Annotated in this window: 17 protein-coding genes; 11 read left to right on the top strand and 6 right to left on the bottom strand. The window is 38.0% G+C overall.

Features of this window, described 5'->3' with window-relative positions:
- Positions 1–74 precede the first annotated feature (74 nt).
- On the top strand, positions 75–989 hold the full coding sequence (locus tag CIL05_RS12965; RefSeq protein WP_095655967.1) for a glycine betaine ABC transporter substrate-binding protein: 915 nt from the start codon (positions 75–77) through the stop codon (positions 987–989).
- 268 nt (positions 990–1,257) lie between these two features.
- On the opposite strand, the gene CIL05_RS12960 is transcribed toward CIL05_RS12965, so the two are convergent.
- The 3 genes from CIL05_RS12960 to CIL05_RS12950 all read right to left on the bottom strand — a co-directional run bounded on the left by CIL05_RS12960 (position 1,258) and on the right by CIL05_RS12950 (position 2,977).
- Positions 1,258–1,617 carry a YtxH domain-containing protein gene (locus CIL05_RS12960; RefSeq protein WP_095655966.1) on the bottom strand — a complete coding sequence of 120 codons (360 nt, stop codon included), beginning with the start codon at positions 1,615–1,617 and terminating at the stop codon, positions 1,258–1,260.
- 284 nt (positions 1,618–1,901) lie between these two features.
- A complete protein-coding gene (locus tag CIL05_RS12955; RefSeq protein ID WP_095655965.1) occupies positions 1,902–2,420 on the bottom strand; it encodes a tryptophan transporter in 519 nt (172 codons plus the stop codon).
- Between the two features lie 128 nt (positions 2,421–2,548).
- On the bottom strand, positions 2,549–2,977 hold the full coding sequence (locus CIL05_RS12950) for an HIT family protein (protein ID WP_095655964.1): 429 nt from the start codon (positions 2,975–2,977) through the stop codon (positions 2,549–2,551).
- 792 nt (positions 2,978–3,769) lie between these two features.
- Here CIL05_RS12950 and CIL05_RS12945 point away from each other — a divergent pair.
- Both CIL05_RS12945 and CIL05_RS12940 read left to right on the top strand, forming a co-directional pair.
- Positions 3,770–4,516, top strand: a complete 747-nt coding sequence (locus tag CIL05_RS12945) for an ABC transporter ATP-binding protein (RefSeq protein ID WP_095655963.1) — start codon at positions 3,770–3,772, stop codon at positions 4,514–4,516.
- Positions 4,509–5,720, top strand: a complete 1,212-nt coding sequence (locus CIL05_RS12940; RefSeq protein WP_095655962.1) for an ABC transporter permease — start codon at positions 4,509–4,511, stop codon at positions 5,718–5,720. The genes CIL05_RS12945 and CIL05_RS12940 overlap by 8 nt, the downstream gene beginning before the upstream one ends.
- Positions 5,721–5,785: 65 nt before the next feature.
- Here CIL05_RS12940 and CIL05_RS12935 read toward each other — a convergent pair whose 3' ends face one another.
- Together CIL05_RS12935 and CIL05_RS12925 are read right to left on the bottom strand one after the other, a co-directional pair.
- Positions 5,786–6,952 (bottom strand): M20 family metallopeptidase, encoded by a 1,167-nt coding sequence (locus tag CIL05_RS12935; protein WP_095655961.1) that lies wholly within the window; start codon positions 6,950–6,952, stop codon positions 5,786–5,788.
- A 672-nt stretch (positions 6,953–7,624) separates the two neighbouring features.
- Positions 7,625–8,059 carry a ferritin-like domain-containing protein gene (locus CIL05_RS12925; RefSeq protein WP_095655959.1) on the bottom strand — a complete coding sequence of 145 codons (435 nt, stop codon included), beginning with the start codon at positions 8,057–8,059 and terminating at the stop codon, positions 7,625–7,627.
- 107 nt (positions 8,060–8,166) lie between these two features.
- On the opposite strand from CIL05_RS12925, the gene CIL05_RS12920 reads away from it, so the two are divergent.
- The 7 genes from CIL05_RS12920 to CIL05_RS12890 all read left to right on the top strand — a co-directional run bounded on the left by CIL05_RS12920 (position 8,167) and on the right by CIL05_RS12890 (position 13,626).
- Entirely contained in the window at positions 8,167–8,805 is a 639-nt protein-coding gene (locus CIL05_RS12920; RefSeq protein ID WP_240510188.1) for a phosphatase PAP2 family protein, read from the top strand.
- An 89-nt stretch (positions 8,806–8,894) separates the two neighbouring features.
- Complete coding sequence (locus CIL05_RS12915) at positions 8,895–10,127, top strand: MFS transporter (RefSeq protein ID WP_095655957.1); 1,233 nt, start codon at positions 8,895–8,897, stop codon at positions 10,125–10,127.
- A 15-nt stretch (positions 10,128–10,142) separates the two neighbouring features.
- Complete coding sequence (gene liaF, locus CIL05_RS12910; protein WP_095655956.1) at positions 10,143–10,892, top strand: cell wall-active antibiotics response protein LiaF; 750 nt, start codon at positions 10,143–10,145, stop codon at positions 10,890–10,892.
- 14 nt (positions 10,893–10,906) lie between these two features.
- Positions 10,907–11,944 (top strand): sensor histidine kinase, encoded by a 1,038-nt coding sequence (locus tag CIL05_RS12905; RefSeq protein WP_095655955.1) that lies wholly within the window; start codon positions 10,907–10,909, stop codon positions 11,942–11,944.
- Between the two features lie 17 nt (positions 11,945–11,961).
- Positions 11,962–12,591 carry a response regulator transcription factor gene (locus CIL05_RS12900; protein WP_095655954.1) on the top strand — a complete coding sequence of 210 codons (630 nt, stop codon included), beginning with the start codon at positions 11,962–11,964 and terminating at the stop codon, positions 12,589–12,591.
- A gap of 120 nt (positions 12,592–12,711) precedes the next feature.
- Complete coding sequence (locus CIL05_RS12895) at positions 12,712–13,143, top strand: disulfide oxidoreductase (RefSeq protein WP_095655953.1); 432 nt, start codon at positions 12,712–12,714, stop codon at positions 13,141–13,143.
- A gap of 3 nt (positions 13,144–13,146) precedes the next feature.
- Positions 13,147–13,626, top strand: coding sequence for a thioredoxin family protein (locus tag CIL05_RS12890; protein ID WP_095655952.1), 480 nt, complete (start codon positions 13,147–13,149; stop codon positions 13,624–13,626).
- Between the two features lie 43 nt (positions 13,627–13,669).
- Here CIL05_RS12890 and CIL05_RS12885 read toward each other — a convergent pair whose 3' ends face one another.
- Positions 13,670–14,167, bottom strand: a complete 498-nt coding sequence (locus CIL05_RS12885) for an antibiotic biosynthesis monooxygenase family protein (RefSeq protein ID WP_095655951.1) — start codon at positions 14,165–14,167, stop codon at positions 13,670–13,672.
- 793 nt (positions 14,168–14,960) lie between these two features.
- Here CIL05_RS12885 and CIL05_RS12880 point away from each other — a divergent pair.
- The gene (locus tag CIL05_RS12880; protein WP_095655950.1) at positions 14,961–17,129 is read left to right on the top strand and encodes a transglycosylase domain-containing protein; all 2,169 of its coding nucleotides are present in this window, start codon (positions 14,961–14,963) and stop codon (positions 17,127–17,129) included.
- The last annotated feature ends 52 nt before the right edge of the window (positions 17,130–17,181 follow it).

Genomic DNA, 17,181 nt, shown 5'->3' with positions numbered 1-17,181 from the left:
TTCGAAGGGGAAGTAAAAACAGACCTTTTGAATATCCACAATATAAAATTTAGAAAAAGGGGAGATTTTTAGTTATGTTAGAACTTAACTGGAAACGTCTGGGACTTGTAGCTGGACTTTCATTATCATTATTTGCAGCGGGTTGTGGATCAGATGATGAATCATCTTCTGATACCGGATCAGATGGTTCAGATGATGAAGCAACAACTGAAGAAGCAAAAGAAATTGAATTGGCATATGTAGAGTGGGATTCTGAAATTGCATCTACTAATGTAATTGGTAAGGTTTTAGAAGATCAAGGATTTGATGTTGAATTAACACCACTTGATAATGCTGTAATGTGGGAAGCAGTGGCTAGCGGTGAAGCAGATGGTATGGTAGCTGCATGGTTACCTGCGACGCATGGTTCCCAGTTTGAAGAATATGGCGATCAAATGGTTGATTTAGGTGAGAATCTAGCAGGTGCTAAAATTGGATTAGTAGTTCCATCTTATATGGATGTTAATTCAATTGCCGATTTGACTGATGAAGCTGATCAAACAATTACAGGTATTGAACCAGGTGCAGGTGTTGTAGCAGCATCTGAGCAGTCGGTTGAAGATTATGATAATATGGAAGGCTGGGAAGTACAAACATCTTCCAGTGGTGCGATGGCAACAGCATTGGGTGAAGCATATGACAATGAAGAACCAATCATTGTTACAGGCTGGACGCCACACTGGAAATTTGCTGAATATGACCTGAAGTATCTTGAAGATCCAGAAGGTTCATTTGGTGAAGAAGAAATCATCTCTACAATGGTTCGTGAAGGTTTAGAAGAAGATATGCCAAAAGCATATAAAATTTTAGACCAGTTCCACTGGACAACAGAAGATATGGAAACTGTTATGCTTGAAGTTTATAATGGTACATCACCAGAAGAAGCTGCAGCTGCATGGGTAGAAGATAATGCTGATAAAGTAGCTGAATGGACAGAAGGCGTAGAATAATTTATTAAATAAAAAACCGGACTATCGAATAGATAGCCCGGTTTTTTTGATGGAGTAATGATGTTGAATACTCTGTTCAGCTGAGGCGGGGCGTTTCGCTAATACAAGTTCGTTTTACGCTGATAGAATACGTGGAACCGCTGATACAAGTCCGTTTTACGCTGATACAGCGCATGAACCCGCTGGTATACAGCTCAAACAACAATAAAATCACCATTTAAGCTTCATATTAAAAAAGCCTTCTCTTAAACAAGAGAAGGCTTTAAAATTAATGTTTTTTTACTTTATCTTCGAGGTCTTTCAAACTGGATTCTATCTGCTCCAAATATTGATGGATATTCTCCTGATGGGGTTCGACTGTTTCTTTCCATTCTTCTACTGATTTTTTCATTTCCTGTGTAAGCTCTTTAATTAATGCGGCACCTTCTTTGGAGGTTTCTGTTATTTGTTGCTTTAGACGCAAACCATCCTGTTTCAGGTTAGCAATCATCTCTTTCCACTCCATGCCCTGATCTTTAACACGGCCCCGTAAATCCCTGCCGGATGCTGGAGTACTAAGTAAGGTTGCTGCAGCGCTCACAGCACCACCCACCATAATTCCAAGTAACAATGATTTTCCTTTTGACATAAATAATACGCTCCTTTCAAGCCCTTATTATATCATTTTCTCTATTTGAACGGCTATCAAACCTGTTTCAAACAATAATATGTATATTTTTTTACACTGATTGAAAAATATAAGCTTTTTAGGAAATCAGTGCGCATAATTAATACGTTGAAACATTTTATTTCACAGACGAAAAGTAACTTTAGTTCAATCTAGCCTTTTCCATTAAATCGGGGGATAAGCTAGGTTTTTTTAAAAAAATCCTCTGACAAGCTTGTGCCAGAGGATTTTGGAATCACTTTTTATTAAGCAGTAATGGGACGGGATCTTTTTAAAATCCGCTGAACGATCGGATAGACAACTACCATGATTACAGTATTTAATACTGCTGCAGGCAGTACTGCCAATGCGAACATGGAAATAAATGCACCTTCCATTAACCCGATAATAAATAATGCAACACTTAAAAAGATTGAACCACTGATGATTGTTCCAATAAATGTAAGTACTGGAACACTTATGGAATCTTTCACTTTGTTGCCGATTGTTAGAAACAGTGCAAGAAATACTAATGCTGTAATTGGTTTATCAATCAGGTTTGCAATTTGTCCCCCAGGAGCAGATGTCGTTAATGCTGAAATCACACCTGTTACAATGGCCAGAAGTGCTACATACTTTACTTTAGGAAATAAAAGTATACCTAAAAACATCATGGACAACAGCATATCAGGCTTAACTCCAAAAATTACCGGTGGAACAACAGCATGCAATACAGCACCAATCCCTACTAATAGTGACAAAATAACCAAAATTCTTGTATTCATTTGTAACTCTCCTCTTCTCAGCTAAACTATTTTTTCCCAACTGTACACTCGTTGTCAGCTGCGGAAACTTAAAGTTATTATAACAAACTTCCGGCTAAATAAAAAGTACTAATTTTCAGATTCCCGATTTATTTAATCGTTTCATTAATTTCTTTAGCGATGTGCTGTAAATCATCTGGTGTATAATCATTATTATGATCTGTCCAATTGGTTGAAAAACCATCCCCAGCACCATATCTCGGTATAATATGGATATGTAAATGAAATACAGATTGGTCTGCCGGTGCTTCGTTATTATTCAGTAGGTTCATGCCAATTGGCTTGTACGTATCCTTAATAGCGCTAGCAATGACTGGAACACGTGCAAATAATTCCTTTGCAATTTCCGGTGGTGTTTCGTAAATGTTTTTTGTGTGTTCTTTAGGGATGACGATGGTATGCCCTTTTGTGACCTGACTAATATCCAGAAATGCATAGACCTTGTCATCTTCAAATACCTTTGCAGACGGAATTTCTCCATCTATAATTTTACAAAAAATACAATCTTCATGACTCATTAATATCACTCCTCTGTCATTCATTTTATAAAGGAATCGGGCTAAATGTAAAGCATTCAGGGTTCGAAGCTGTTTTAGGCATAAAATAAAAAGCAGGCGTAGCCCGGATGGACTAGCCTGCTCCTAAGAAGAGCGAGGATGACGATAAGCTTCTAATGTGGGGACTTTGAATCAATTTGTCAAATAGTATTTAGCTACCCGACTCCTTGATTTTACAAAAACCTTTTTGTCAGCACCTCAAGTAAAATTGAGATGGATTCAGGCAAAAGGGTTTTATCATTAGATTACCGTTCACTAACACCTCATTTTGTGTTTTTTATACAAATTCATATTAGAATATCGATCACTAACACCTCATTTTGTGCGTAATACACGAAACTCCAGTAGTTACTCGATCACTAACACCTCATTTGTTATACACGAAATTACCCTGTAGTGGTACAACCTCGCCTCTTCAATAACTAGTTTGTGCGGGAAAGAAACTTTTATACATCAATTTTATAAAAACTTTTGATTGGTAAACAAAAGACTGCTCGCAGAAAAGTTGAGAAAAAATACTGGAAAGTTGAGAGGACACCGGAGAAAGTTGAGAGAAAATCCAGATAATATCAGTTATTTCTCAACATCGCAAGGACGCCTCTCAACAAATTACGCTTATCTCTCAACTATGATTCAGCAAAAGGGTAGTAAGCTTGATAAAAAATATACATTCTCTGCAATACACACTTTACTTTGGCATACGTTTAAATAAATGGTAAAATTTTAGATAAGTAATATTTAGGAGGAAACAATGTGGGTTCATTATTACATATAGATAATCTTCACGGAGGTTATACACATAAAAATGTATTGCATGGTATTTCGTTTGATGTTTATCCAAAAGAAATAGTGGGACTGATTGGTCTTAATGGAGCGGGGAAGAGTACAACGATTAAACATATTATTGGTTTAATGCATGCGAAAAAGGGATCAGTAGCTGTAAATGGAAAGACGTTTCAGGAAAATCCTGAGTCCTATCGAAACCAAATGGCATACATCCCGGAAATGCCCATTCTATACGATGAATTAACATTGTATGAACATTTGCGTTTAACTGCAATGGCATATGATATTCCCGAGGATGTTTTTGAAAAAAGACTGCAGCCATTGTTGAAGGAATTTCGTATGGAGAAAAAGCTTAAATGGTTTCCCGTGCATTTTTCAAAAGGGATGCGACAAAAAGTTATGATTATGTGTGCCTTTTTAATAGAGCCACCATTATATATCGTTGACGAGCCATTCGTTGGATTGGATCCTTTGGGAATTCAATCGTATTTACAATTAATGGATGAAATGAAAAATAACGGCTCGGGTGTATTAATGTCGACACATATTTTGGCAACGGCGGAGCGGTATTGTGATCGATTCGTTATATTACATGATGGGCTAATTCGGGCGATTGGAACACTAAATGAACTCCGTGAAAGCTTTCATATGCCTGAAGCAACATTGGATGATCTGTATGTGCGATTAACAAAGGAAGAAGATAGCCATGTTTAATTCACATGAATTTTTTAAAAAACGTTTTTCTGCTCATTTAAAGGAGACAGGCCGTTATTTAAAATATATTTTCAATGGGCATACTGCAATTGCAATGCTATTTTTCATATCTGCTTTAGCCTATTATTACCAGCAATGGCTAATAGAAATACCCGAAAACTTCCCCACATCCTTCATTATAGGGGCTGGATTTGGTTTATTAGTAAGCTACAGTCCGATCAGAACATTATTAAAAGAACCAGATCTGGTTTTTTTGATTGCTGCCGAAAACAAAATGAGTGCTTATTTTCGTAATGCGCTTATTTATAGTTTTGTCATCCAACTTTATTTAATATTGCTTGTTTCTGCAGCGTTTGGGCCTTTATATTTTGCAACATTCCCTGATCGTGCAGGAAATGTTTATTTGCTTACGATAGCTGTTGTATTTATTTTTAAAATATGGAACCTTGTTACAAATTGGTGGATGCTCAAAGTCAGGGAGCCTGGTGTCAGACGTGTAGATCTCGGTGTACGCACATTATTAAATATGGCTGTATTTTATTTTTTAATCAATGGAGATATGGTATATGCAGGAATTACAACAGCATTATTCATCATTATATTCTTATATGATTATAACGTGTCCAGGAAACAGGCGGGGATCGTTTGGGATGTATTGGTAGAAAAAGATCGGAACAGAATGCAGACATTTTACCGGATTGCGAATATGTTTGCAGATGTTCCACATTTAAAAAATCCAATTAAAAAACGTGGATGGCTTGTCTCATTGGTGAGTAAGCTGCCATTTACCAGGAAGCACACCTTTGATTATTTATACCGGATTACATTTGTACGAAGTGGCGACTATCTTGGAATGTATGTCCGTTTAATTATAATAGGGGGGTTAGCAATTTATTTCATCCCTAATTTATGGATGAAAATCATATTTGCTATTCTGTTTTTATATTTAAGCTGCTTCCAAATGATGACACTGTACCAGCATCATCGAACGATTATGTGGCTGGATCTATATCCGGTTGAGTCAAGCATACGGCAAAAAGCTGTGGTGAAATTATTATTTCAATTAACGTTCCTCCAAGCTGTTTTATTTTCACTTTTATTTTTGGTGATGCAGGCATATTTAGGATTCGTTATTGCCCTGGCGGCAGGTATAGCATTTAATTACCTGTTTATTAATGGCTATGTAAAACGTAAGTTAGTATGAAGAAACCCTTCAGGCAACTTTTTGCTTGAAGGGTTTACTTATTAGAGAATGTTTACAAATCATTATTAATCCTGATATGCGAAATATGCTTCGATTAATGTCTTTGCTGCAATAGGTAGTGCACGTTCATCGATATCGAACATTGGATGATGGTGTGGATAGGGATTACCTTCTTTTTCTGCTCCTGTGAAGAAATAGGCTCCCGGTTTTTTCAATGTATAATAAGCAAAATCTTCCCCACCCATAACCGGAATAACTTCTTCATGTTTATGAATTTCTTTTACATTTTTACTTGCTTCAAGAACAAGCTCTGCTTCTTTTTCATGATTCACTAGAGGTGGATATCCTTTAGTGTAGTTAAACGTATAGGATGCATCATTTGAGATACAAATTCCTTTTATAATTCTTTCCATTTCCATGATCACCTTTTCCTGAATATCCGGATTAAGGTATCGTACAGTGCCGGTTAGCTTTGCTTTATCTGCGATGATGTTAAAGGAATTACCTGCTTCAAACATACCGACAGTAACAACAGCTGTTTCCAGTGGATCAAGTCTTCTGCTGACAATATGCTGAAGCTGGGAAATTACTTCAGAGCCAATAACGATGGCATCTTTTGTTTCATGTGGATAAGCACCATGGCCGCCTTGTCCCTGAATTGTAATTTCAAAGCGGTCAGCACCTGCCATAAAGACATTTTTAGAGGTTTGCAGAACTCCTACCGGCGTTGTTGCCCATAGATGTGTTCCAAAAACAGCATCAACATGATCGATTGCTCCGGATTCAACAATTGGTTTAGCACCCCCAGGGGAGTATTCCTCTGCATGTTGGTGCAGAAATTCAATAGTTCCAGGTAACTCTTCCTGATATTCTTTCATTACCTTTGCAAGAGTGAGCAGTGTGGCTGTATGCCCGTCATGACCACATGCATGCATCACACCATCCACTTTTGATTTATACGGAACTTTCTTTTCATCCTGAATAGGCAATGCATCAAAATCAGCTCGGAGTGCAACTGTTTTTCCGGGTTTTCCACCTGTAAGAGTTGCAATTACACCATTGCCTCCAACCTTTGTTTTATATGGGATTCCTAACGTTTCATAAAAATCAGCGATGTATTTTGCAGTTTTGTATTCCTTGAAGGAAACCTCGGGATATTGATGCAAGTATCTGCGGATTTCAACCATTTCAGGATACAAGGAATCAATTGATTTATGTATGTTTTTTAGCAAAGAAAAGACCTCCCAGATGTTTTCTAACAATTATAACACTTCAAAGGTGAAGGTGGGGGCTCTAACTGAAAATGGTTAAATGTTTTTGCCGGAATTAAAGTATATTTGATCATGTTTAGGTTAATCCAGAATTTACAATAGATTGTATTATGCCTTAGTGGTTAGAAAAGACGACGTAAAATCAATGGTGATAATTTCACCGACCGCTCCGGAAATACACTTCGCTTTCCGCGGGCGGCTGGTGAGCCTCCTCGTGCTACGCACTGTGGGGTCTCACCAAGGCCTTTCCTCCCGCAGGAGTCTTCGCGTATTTCCTTCGCTAGGATTGTGTTTTCAACTTTAAAAATTGATTTACTTTTTGAAATGAACCAAACATTTGCTATCCATTTATGTGGCGGTTGTTTGGAGCGGAGGACCGTTGATTCCTGCGGTAAAAGCACGTGTCTGAAGACCCCACAGTGATTTTCCGCGAGGAGGCTGAAGCCGTGCCCTAAGGTCCGAAACGGTCTGCAGCGGAAAACATCCCTGTGCATACGTCGTCTTATATATTGTAGCAAAAGCAACAATGTTTTTTGTAGAACGGAAATAGGGTAACGGCCGAACCATTCTTTTTTAAAAAAGGGCGTATAATAAAACTAGAGCACCTGATCAGGTGCTCTAGGAACATATGGACTATGATAATCTTGGATCTGCCAAGAGTCGTTCTACTTCTTCTTTATGATGAGTTTCGTCTGTGATTAAATCTTCCAATTTTACAACAAGCTCTGTATAGCCTAGTTCTTCAGCCTGTTTTTTGCGTTTTTCATATCTTTCAACCGTAGCTGTTTCTGATTTCAGTGTTTCCTCGAGCAAATCTTTCACATCGGATGGTTGTGGTACTTCAGCAGCCTTAGTTGTAGGAGTACCGCCTAGTGACTTGATTTTTTCGGATAAATATAATGCGTGTCCCAGTTCATCCGTAATTTCTGCCTCGAAAAATGGCTTCAATGCTGAACGATATAGACCTGAAACAACAGACGCACTATACGTGTATTGGATTGCTGCACCGTATTCGTGTGATAAATCTTCATTAAGTCCATCAATTAAATTTTGTAAATCTTTATCCATATTAATTATCCCTGCCTTTTAATAATTTAAGTATAGTAATACATTACCCCCTACAGTTTTTTTAAAACCAAAATTAAGGTATTATGAACAGAAGGAGGTTGTTAGGCTTGAAAAAACAGTATTATATTATTCTTTTTTTACTTGCACTTGTTTTATTTATGATAGGAACATGGATTGTGAAAATTGTAAGCGGGGGAGTCCCTTTTGTCGATCAGTGGACACGTGACCTTGTTGAAAAGTTAGATGATACATACATATATACTGGATTCCGTTGGGTGACAAATTTGGGATCTGAACCTTTTATGGTGCCTTTCACAGTAATTGCAGCGCTTATATTGTGGTGGATGTTTCGGAGCTGGCTTCCCGCTTTAATTTTTGCTGGGGGAACTTTGGGGAGCCATTTGCTTAATAAGCTGATTAAGGCACTGGTGGATAGAGAGCGGCCAAGTATTTTAGTTTCCGCAAATGCGGAAGGACACAGCTTTCCTTCTGGACATGCAATGATTTCAATGGTTTGTTATGGCTTATTAGCTTATTTTATTGCCAAAAAGTTAACCTCTACTAAATCAAAATTATTGGTTCAATTTCTCCTTGCACTTCTGATTTTCCTAATTGGCATTAGCCGTTATGTTATCAATGTGCATTATTTAACAGATGTAGTCGCAGGATTTATTATCGGCTTTCTTTGTTTAGTTGGTTTGATTTATCTGTATGAATGGTTGCATAAACGAAGGACTCAGTCTTAGGGCGGAGAGAAAAGCAATCTGAAGATGGTTACCTCACTCTCGAATAAAAAGTAAACTAAATGTAAGTTATTCTGAGAGGAGCGGTTAACATGAATACAGCTGCAAATAATCAATCACAGGTGAAAATACCTGTTTTTAAAAATCGCAATTTTTTATTACTATTTATTGGTGCTTTATTTTCTTCACCAGGATATTTTGTTTATCTTATTGGGGCTGAGTGGCTGATGCTGTCATTAAGTGATAATCGATTTTATTTTGGAATGTTGTTCTTCGCAGCATCTATTCCCAGGTTATTGCTGCTTACAGTTGGGGGAATCGTCGCTGACCGCTTCAATAAACGAACTATTTTATTCTTATCTGATTTGACGCGTGCCTTTCTGATTTTGGCATTACTTTTCTTTTTAGTAAATGATTTGGTAACTGTTTGGCATTTAATAGTACTTGCCGCATTGTTTGGTATCTCGGATGCATTCAGTTACCCTGTAATTAACTCACTGACACCGATAATCCTTGAAGAAGATCAGCTGCAGCGAGGTAATTCACTCATTCAAATGACCGGTCAGATAAGTCCGATTTTAGGACCGGCATTAGGTGGTACATTGATTGCGGTTCTTGGATTTGAGGGTGTATTTACTGTAGCATTGCTGATGCTGCTAATTGCTTCTATTACTGTGTTGTTTATACGCATTAAGAAAGAAGAATCAGAACAGGTAAAAAAATCAGCCTGGTCAGATTTAAAAGAGGGTTTCATTTATGCGAGAAAAAATGAACTGGTTGTTTCAGTCGTTATAATGGCTTTTTTCTTAAACTTTTTCTTCTCGGGACCATTAGCGATTGGTTTGCCAATTCTGGTGAAGGATGTTTTCCATGGTGATGCCATAAGTCTGGCAACTGTTCAAATGGCAATGGGGATAGGGGCACTGCTTGGAGCGATCGTTTTAGCATCCATCACATTAAAGAAACCAGGCATTGCAATGGTTGGCGGATTGATTGGGCTGGGGATTCTTTATACTTCCGTTGGGTTTACCGCACATTTATATCTGACAGCAGGACTTGTTGCATTAATGGCATTTATGATGCAGTTAGTAAACATCCCTTTAATAACAATGCTTCAGAAGACGACAGAAAAGAAAATGCTTGGACGAATGATGAGCTTTCTAATGACTGTTTCTACCGGACTGGTACCTGTATCCTTTGTTGCTACATCTCTATTAATAGCTGCAGGTGTAAGCATGCAGACGATTATTATTGTATGTGGGGGCATTATTACATTAATAGCTTTATATAATTTGAAAAATAAAAAGATACTTACTTTTAAATAGAAGAGGGTGAACTAGATGAGTCGTATGCTTCGTTATTTTCTGGCTGTTTTCTTAATAGGATTTGGCGTTATGCTGGTATTCGCCAATCTTGGCATGGTTGATTTTGATTTTAATACATTATGGCATTATATATATCCTGTATTTTTCGTTGTAATAGGTTTTAAATGGCTGATAGACTTTTTCAGGAAAAAAGGAAGTGGCTGGTTCAGGGGTTCTTTCTTCCTTTTGCTTGGAACATTGCTGCTTTTAGACCGTTTTGAAATAATTACATTTTATTTTAGAGATGTATTGAAATTATGGCCATTATTAATTATTTATATTGGTTTCTTATTGATAGGCGGTAGAGGAAAAACAATAATCATTCATAGAGGAAAAAAAGACTATACGGGAAAATACTATGATAAGGGAAATCTCACAGTAGGAACCCAGGAATTTAATCAGCCAAACTGGAAAGTGGAAAAGATGAATTTAAACACGTTGGCTGGTGACTATTACTTTGATTTTTCCAAAGCTTTTATCCCGGAAAAGGAAATACCTATCCGGGTGAGCTTATTGGCTGGAAATGTGCATATGTTGATCCCGGAAAATGTGGAGTTTCGGATTGATGCAAAGGTAAAAGCAGGTGAGGTTAATGTTCTAGGTCAAAAAACAGATGGCGTTAACAGATCACTTTATTTTGAAACAGAAAACTATCATGGAGCTGTCCGGAAGCTGGACTTTACCGTAAAAATTAAAGCCGGGCATATTCGTGTGGACAGGGTATAGGGGAGGGAATACAGATGAAAAAAAGATTTTCAAGCATCCGCTATGTTTTTATTCATTCCCATCTTTCCGGATTATTTATAACAACGCTAACATTGCTATCGCTCTTACTATCCGTATATGTATTGGCGGAACCGGATTGGCTTACTGCTTCAGGTGTTTTTCTGTTCATCGCATTGTATTTGTTTTTAGGACTTATTATATCTTTTTACACTGGTTTTACATCCAGTGGAAATATGAAATCACGGCTGGATTCCATTTCTGTTCTAATCACCCAATTTGCAAACGGAAATTATAATTCTAGTGTTCACTTTGAAGAAGAAGATGAGATTACTAGAATTGGCAATGAGTTGAATGAATTGGGGAAAAAACTGTTGGATCAGGTGAAATCCCTACAGCGTATGGCAGATGAAAAAGCAGAGTTTGCAAAGTCAGCACATAAATCTGCAGTTATTGAGGAACGCCAGCGATTGGCACGTGACTTACATGATGCAGTTAGCCAGCAGCTGTTTGCATTAACGATGATGTCTGAAGCAGCAGTGAAGCAACTGGACAAAAAACCGGATTTGGCAAAAGTGCAAATGGAAGAGGTAGCAGCTTCTGCATTACAGGCACAAACCGAAATGCGGGCATTATTATTACATTTGCGGCCGGTGCATTTATCGGGTGAACCACTTACAAAAGGGATTCATAATTTAGTAAATGAGTTAAGACAGAAAAGTCAGCTCAGCTTTAAGGTTGAGATGGATGAAGAGCTAACTCTGTCCGAAACAACGGAAGAGCATGTTTTTCGGATTGTCCAGGAGTCCCTGTCAAATATCCTGCGCCACGCAAATGCTCAGGAAGTGAATTTAAATATTTTCCAGCGATCCAAGGAATTATTCATTCATATCCGTGATGATGGAAAAGGCTTTGATATAACGAATAATAGCGATAAAAAAACATCCTATGGCTTAAAGACAATGAGGGAACGAAGTGAAGAGCTTGGAGGCACATTCACAATCCGTTCAAATATAGAGGAAGGTACATATATTGATATACGTATTCCATGTTAGCAGGGGGAGGAAGTCAAATGATTCGTGTAATTGTGGTAGATGATCATGAAGTGGTAAGAAAGGGAATTATTGCGTATTTGCAGACAGATGACGAAATTGATGTAATTGGTCAGGCATCCAGTGGAAACGAAGGGGCAGAGCTGATTATTAAGGAAAAGCCGGATGTTGTGCTGATGGATTTAATGATGGAAAATGGAAACGGCATTGAGGCAACAAAGCAGGTAATGGAAAAGTATCCTTCCTGCAAAATCATTATTTTGACGAGCTTTTATGATGATGAACAGATTTTTCCTGCAATTGAAGCAGGTGCGTTCAGCTATATTTTAAAAACCTCTTCTGCTGATGAAATTGTTAGTGCGATTAAGAAAGCGGCAAAAGGGGAAAATGTTATTGAACCTAAAGTGGCTGGTAAAATGATGTCCAGCTTTCGTACAGAAGGGAAAAAGCTTCACGAAGACCTGACAGAACGGGAACTCGAGGTATTACTATGTATCGGTAATGGGATGACTAACTTGGAAATCAGCGAAAAGCTTTATATAGGTATTAAAACAGTCAAAACACATGTGAGTAATATATTATCAAAGCTGGAGGTACACGACCGCACCCAAGCGGCTGTATATGTACATCGAAATCAATTAATGAAGTAAGGTTGCCCAAAAAAGTCATTATATTGTCACAGCAAACTTACTTTTTGTAAGCAATACTATTGTATTATATTGTTGAAATTTATATAATACAATAGTATTTAATTAAGAAAGGATGCTTATATGGGAAAGTTAACCAAGAAGGCAGAAAATCTGTTAATGTTAATTTGGGCTCAGAGCTTTATTGCTTTGGCAGGCAGTCTATTTTATTCTGAAGTAATGGGCTATGTACCGTGTGAGCTTTGTTGGTATCAACGCATTTTAATGTACCCACTCGTAATTATTTATGGAATGGCAGCAATTAAAAAAGAAATCTCGATTGCATTACCTGGATTGATTTTAAGTGGAATCGGCATGGTTGTTTCTACATATCACTACCTGGTTCAAAAATTACCGGCCCTTCAAGAAGCTGGTGGATCCTGTGGATTGGTACCATGCAATTTCCAATATGTGAATTATTTTGGTTTCATTACCATTCCATTTTTGGCGGGGACTGCATTTATAATTATCTTTGTTCTGCATCTAATGCTACTTAAAGAATCTAGGAGGAAATAATTTATGAAAAAGAAGATGTTAATCTTTATCGGTGTAATTGTCGTACTTTTTGCAGCGCTATTTTTTGTGACGAACTATCAAAATAATAAGGCTCTGGAAGATAATGATAATCCATATGGCACGAAAGATCTGGATCAGGCTACAATAGATCAGTTGGATAATCCGGATTATGGAAATCAAATCATGCCTGATGAATTAACTGAATCCCTTGATAGTGGGGAAGCTAAGACAGTTTATTTCTATAGCCCGGTATGTGTGTATTGTCAGAATACGACCCCATACCTTGTACCTTTAGCTGAGGGAAATGATATTGATATGAAAAAGTTTAATCTGTTGGAGTTTGGAAATGAAGGAAATGCATATGCCATTGAATCTACTCCGACATTAGTTCATTTTGAAGATGGTGAAGAGGTTGCACGTATTGTTGGACAGCGCAGTGAAGAGGAATTTCAGGCGTTTTTCGATGAATATGTTCTGAATTAATTTATAAAAGCTAACTGGCGAAAAAACCAGTTAGCTTTTATTTTTAATCATCTTTATTAAGCATATGGTATTCCGTTATAAATGGTTTGTCTGCAGCGTATGCAGGGGGTTTTGTTGTCTGGCCTTTATGTGACTTTTTAAATTGATCCGAGTTTTTCCAGTTTTCAAAGTCTGCCACAGAAGCCCACTGTGTAAAGACCACATACGTATTTCCTTTAAGAGGCTTCAATAATCGAAAAGCCTGAAATCCTGGCATCATATCTACTTCATTTTGTCTTTGTTTAAAGCGATCTTCAAATGGAACTCTTCCGTCTCCTGTCACGGGAATATTATTCATGATAACATAGCCCACTTCTTGAATCGTTCCCTTTCGTATGATTATCTCATAGGCTCTTCCTGACGAAAAAACATTTTTCTCATCATTTTCATAATAAGCCAGTGCTCCCGAATTACTAGTCATTAGATGAAAATTTATATCTGTATATTTTTCATCCAGTTTTTCCAGAAAATCTACCGTTCCATTTGTCATGTATGCTTTCATCATTTACTCCCCTTTCTGCTCTTAATTTCATATTACCCTAAATCAGGCATGAATAGTCAATGAAACTATTATTAAGTATTACTATTAGTTCAGGTTATTTTGCGAATTTTGGGAATGTACTCCGTTCACCCCACCAAAATACTGGGACTGCGCACTGCTCGCCCCATCGAAACCATTTGTTGCTTTATAATTTCGTATTGGATATAAAAGACGACGTAATTACTGTTTGCTAAGTATTTTCTATAATCGCCGTTCGGGATCGCGCCGGGCGGATGCTTTCCGCGGGCACGGCCTTAGCCTCCTCGAGAAAACCACTCTGCGGGGTCTTCGGACACGTGCTATTCCCGCAGGACAAGGAAAGCTTCGACAGCATCTGCATCGCACGCAGAAAATAGATCTGTATTTTCAAGGAGTCACCGCCCTTCGCTCACCCGAACTGGTGAGGTGGTTCGACGCATTGAATAAATGCAGTACATCGGCAGAACCGGAATACCAGCGGAAGAAATACACGGAGACTCCAGCGGGAGGAAAGGCATAGGTGAGACCCCACAGTGCGTAGCACGAGGAGGCTCACCAGCCGCCCGCGGAAAGCGAAGTGTATTTTCTGAAGCGGTGAAATAGCGCTCATCTTCTAAAGGGTGGGAGGAAATTACACTAAAGTTAAGTCGTCTTTTATATCTTTAGTGACAAAACATCTTTCAGAAAACACCCTTAATTAGCAACAAGTATTCTTACTTTTAGAATGTAAAAATCTGTCGTATAATGTAAGAGGTTAATGTGTAGAGGTGAACAAATGCGCAAAAAGAATAAGGAAGGTACGAAGCAGAAAAAGTCCCTTGCCAAAAGAATAAAAATACTTTTATTTATTATTGGATTAACTGTAATTTTTGGACTTATAGGTTATGCTGGTATTTTATTTGGGGGAAAGCTGGTTGTAGATGAAGAAAAACTGATTTTGGATCTAACAACTACAATTGAAACAAGTGACGGGGAAGTTATCGGAAAACTGTATAATGAAAACAGGTCGTTTGTTGATATTGAACAAGTACCCAAACACGTTAAAAATGCATTTATTGCTGTGGAGGATGTGCGGTTTTATGAGCATGCAGGAATTGATTTCAGATCTGTGATGCGTGCTGTTTACCGGGATATTATTGCAATGAGTAAAGTAGAGGGTGCAAGTACGATTACACAGCAATTGGCAAAGAATCTCTTTTTATATAATGATAAAACATGGACACGTAAAGCAAAAGAAGCAATGGCAGCTATTTATATGGAAAGAACAATGCCGAAAGATAGAATACTGGAATTATACGTAAATGAAATATACTATGGGGCTGGAATATATGGAATTGAAACAGCTTCGAATTATTTCTTCTCCAAGTCGGTTGGTGAATTAACAATTGCCGAAGGTGCGCTGCTTGCTGGTCTGGCTAAGGCACCGAATGGTTATTCGCCAATTAATCATCCTGAAAAGGCATTAAACAGAAGGGATACTGTACTTCAGTCAATGGAAAATGCTGGTATGCTTTCCACGGAGAAACGTGTTCAGGAGCAGGGAAAAACATTGGGACTCAATTTAAACAAACGAGAACCAAATCCATGGGCGGACAGCTATATCGATTTGGTGATGAAGGAAGCTGCAGACAAACATCAATTATCAATCAATGAATTAAAGCGTGGCGGCTACCGAATTGTTGTAAATATGGATGAAAGTGCTCAGAAGATAGCTTACAATCAATTTCAAAATGATGCTTATTTTTCCGGCAATACAGATGGCGCAGAAGGTGCTTTTGTCATGATGGATCAGAAATCCGGCAAAATTGTTTCTGCAATTGGCGGAAGGAATTATCAATTAGGTAATCTAAATCGGGTAACTGTCAGCCGTCAGCCTGGTTCAACAATGAAACCAATAGCCGTGTATGGGCCTGCAATGATGCAGGATGAAAAATATACGCCATACTCCCTTATACCGGATCAGGCAATGGATGGGTATTCCGTTGCGAATGTTAATAATGAATATGACGGTTCGGTCTCCATCTATAATGCAATAAAAAACTCTAAAAATGCTCCAGCGGTATGGTTGCTTGATCAAATTGGGATAAACTATGCAAAGGATTATCTGAGTAAAATGGATATCCATATTGAGGATGATGGGTTAGCACTTGCGCTGGGCGGATTGACAAATGGTTTGACACCACTGCAAATGATGGAAAGTTTTCGATCATTTGTACATTCAGGAGAGTTTATTGAATCATACGCAATTGATCGATTGTATGACAGGGATAGTGAAATAATTTTTGAGTCCAGTCCTGAAACAATGGATGTATTTAGTCCCCAAGTAGCCTGGAATATGACCGAAATTTTAATGGATACTGTAGAAAGTGGTACAGCATCCCCAGGTGACTATCCAAAAGCTCTGGCAGGAAAAACAGGATCGACCCAGCACCCTTATGCAGAAGGGCAAGTGAAGGATGCTTGGTTTGTAGGCTATACACCACAATATGTTACTGCATTATGGATGGGCTACGATATTTCTGATAAAGATCATTATCTGACAGCAGGTAGCGAATATCCAACAAGGCTGACCAAAGCTATATTAACTGAAATGGATAAACAGGAATCACTTACGGAAAGCTTTACGAAACCGCATCATGTAAAATCACTTCCGAAGCCAATTAATTTGCCAAAAATAACAGATTTAAAAGCGAATTATTTATTTGGCGGTATTTCCCTTGTTAAAGGAAAACTTTCCTGGAAAGGTTCTGAGGATAATCGGATAGTATATCGCATCTATCGTGAAGAAGACGGGATTGATAAACGGGTAGGGGAAGTGGAAGGGAAGACAGAATTTGTAATTGATCATGCTTTATTTCAGTCAAATCGTTATTATATAGTTCCATATGACCCTTTAAGCCGAATAGAAGGGGAAAGATCGAATACAGTCGAACTGTCATGGTAATTTAGACAAATTCATGACAATAACCTGGCATTACTATACTTTAATCAGATAA

The sequence above is a fragment of the Virgibacillus profundi genome (assembly GCF_002287375.1).
GTDB lineage: Bacteria > Bacillota > Bacilli > Bacillales > Amphibacillaceae > Virgibacillus_K > Virgibacillus_K profundi.
This window is presented reverse-complemented; position numbering and strand designations above follow the sequence as displayed.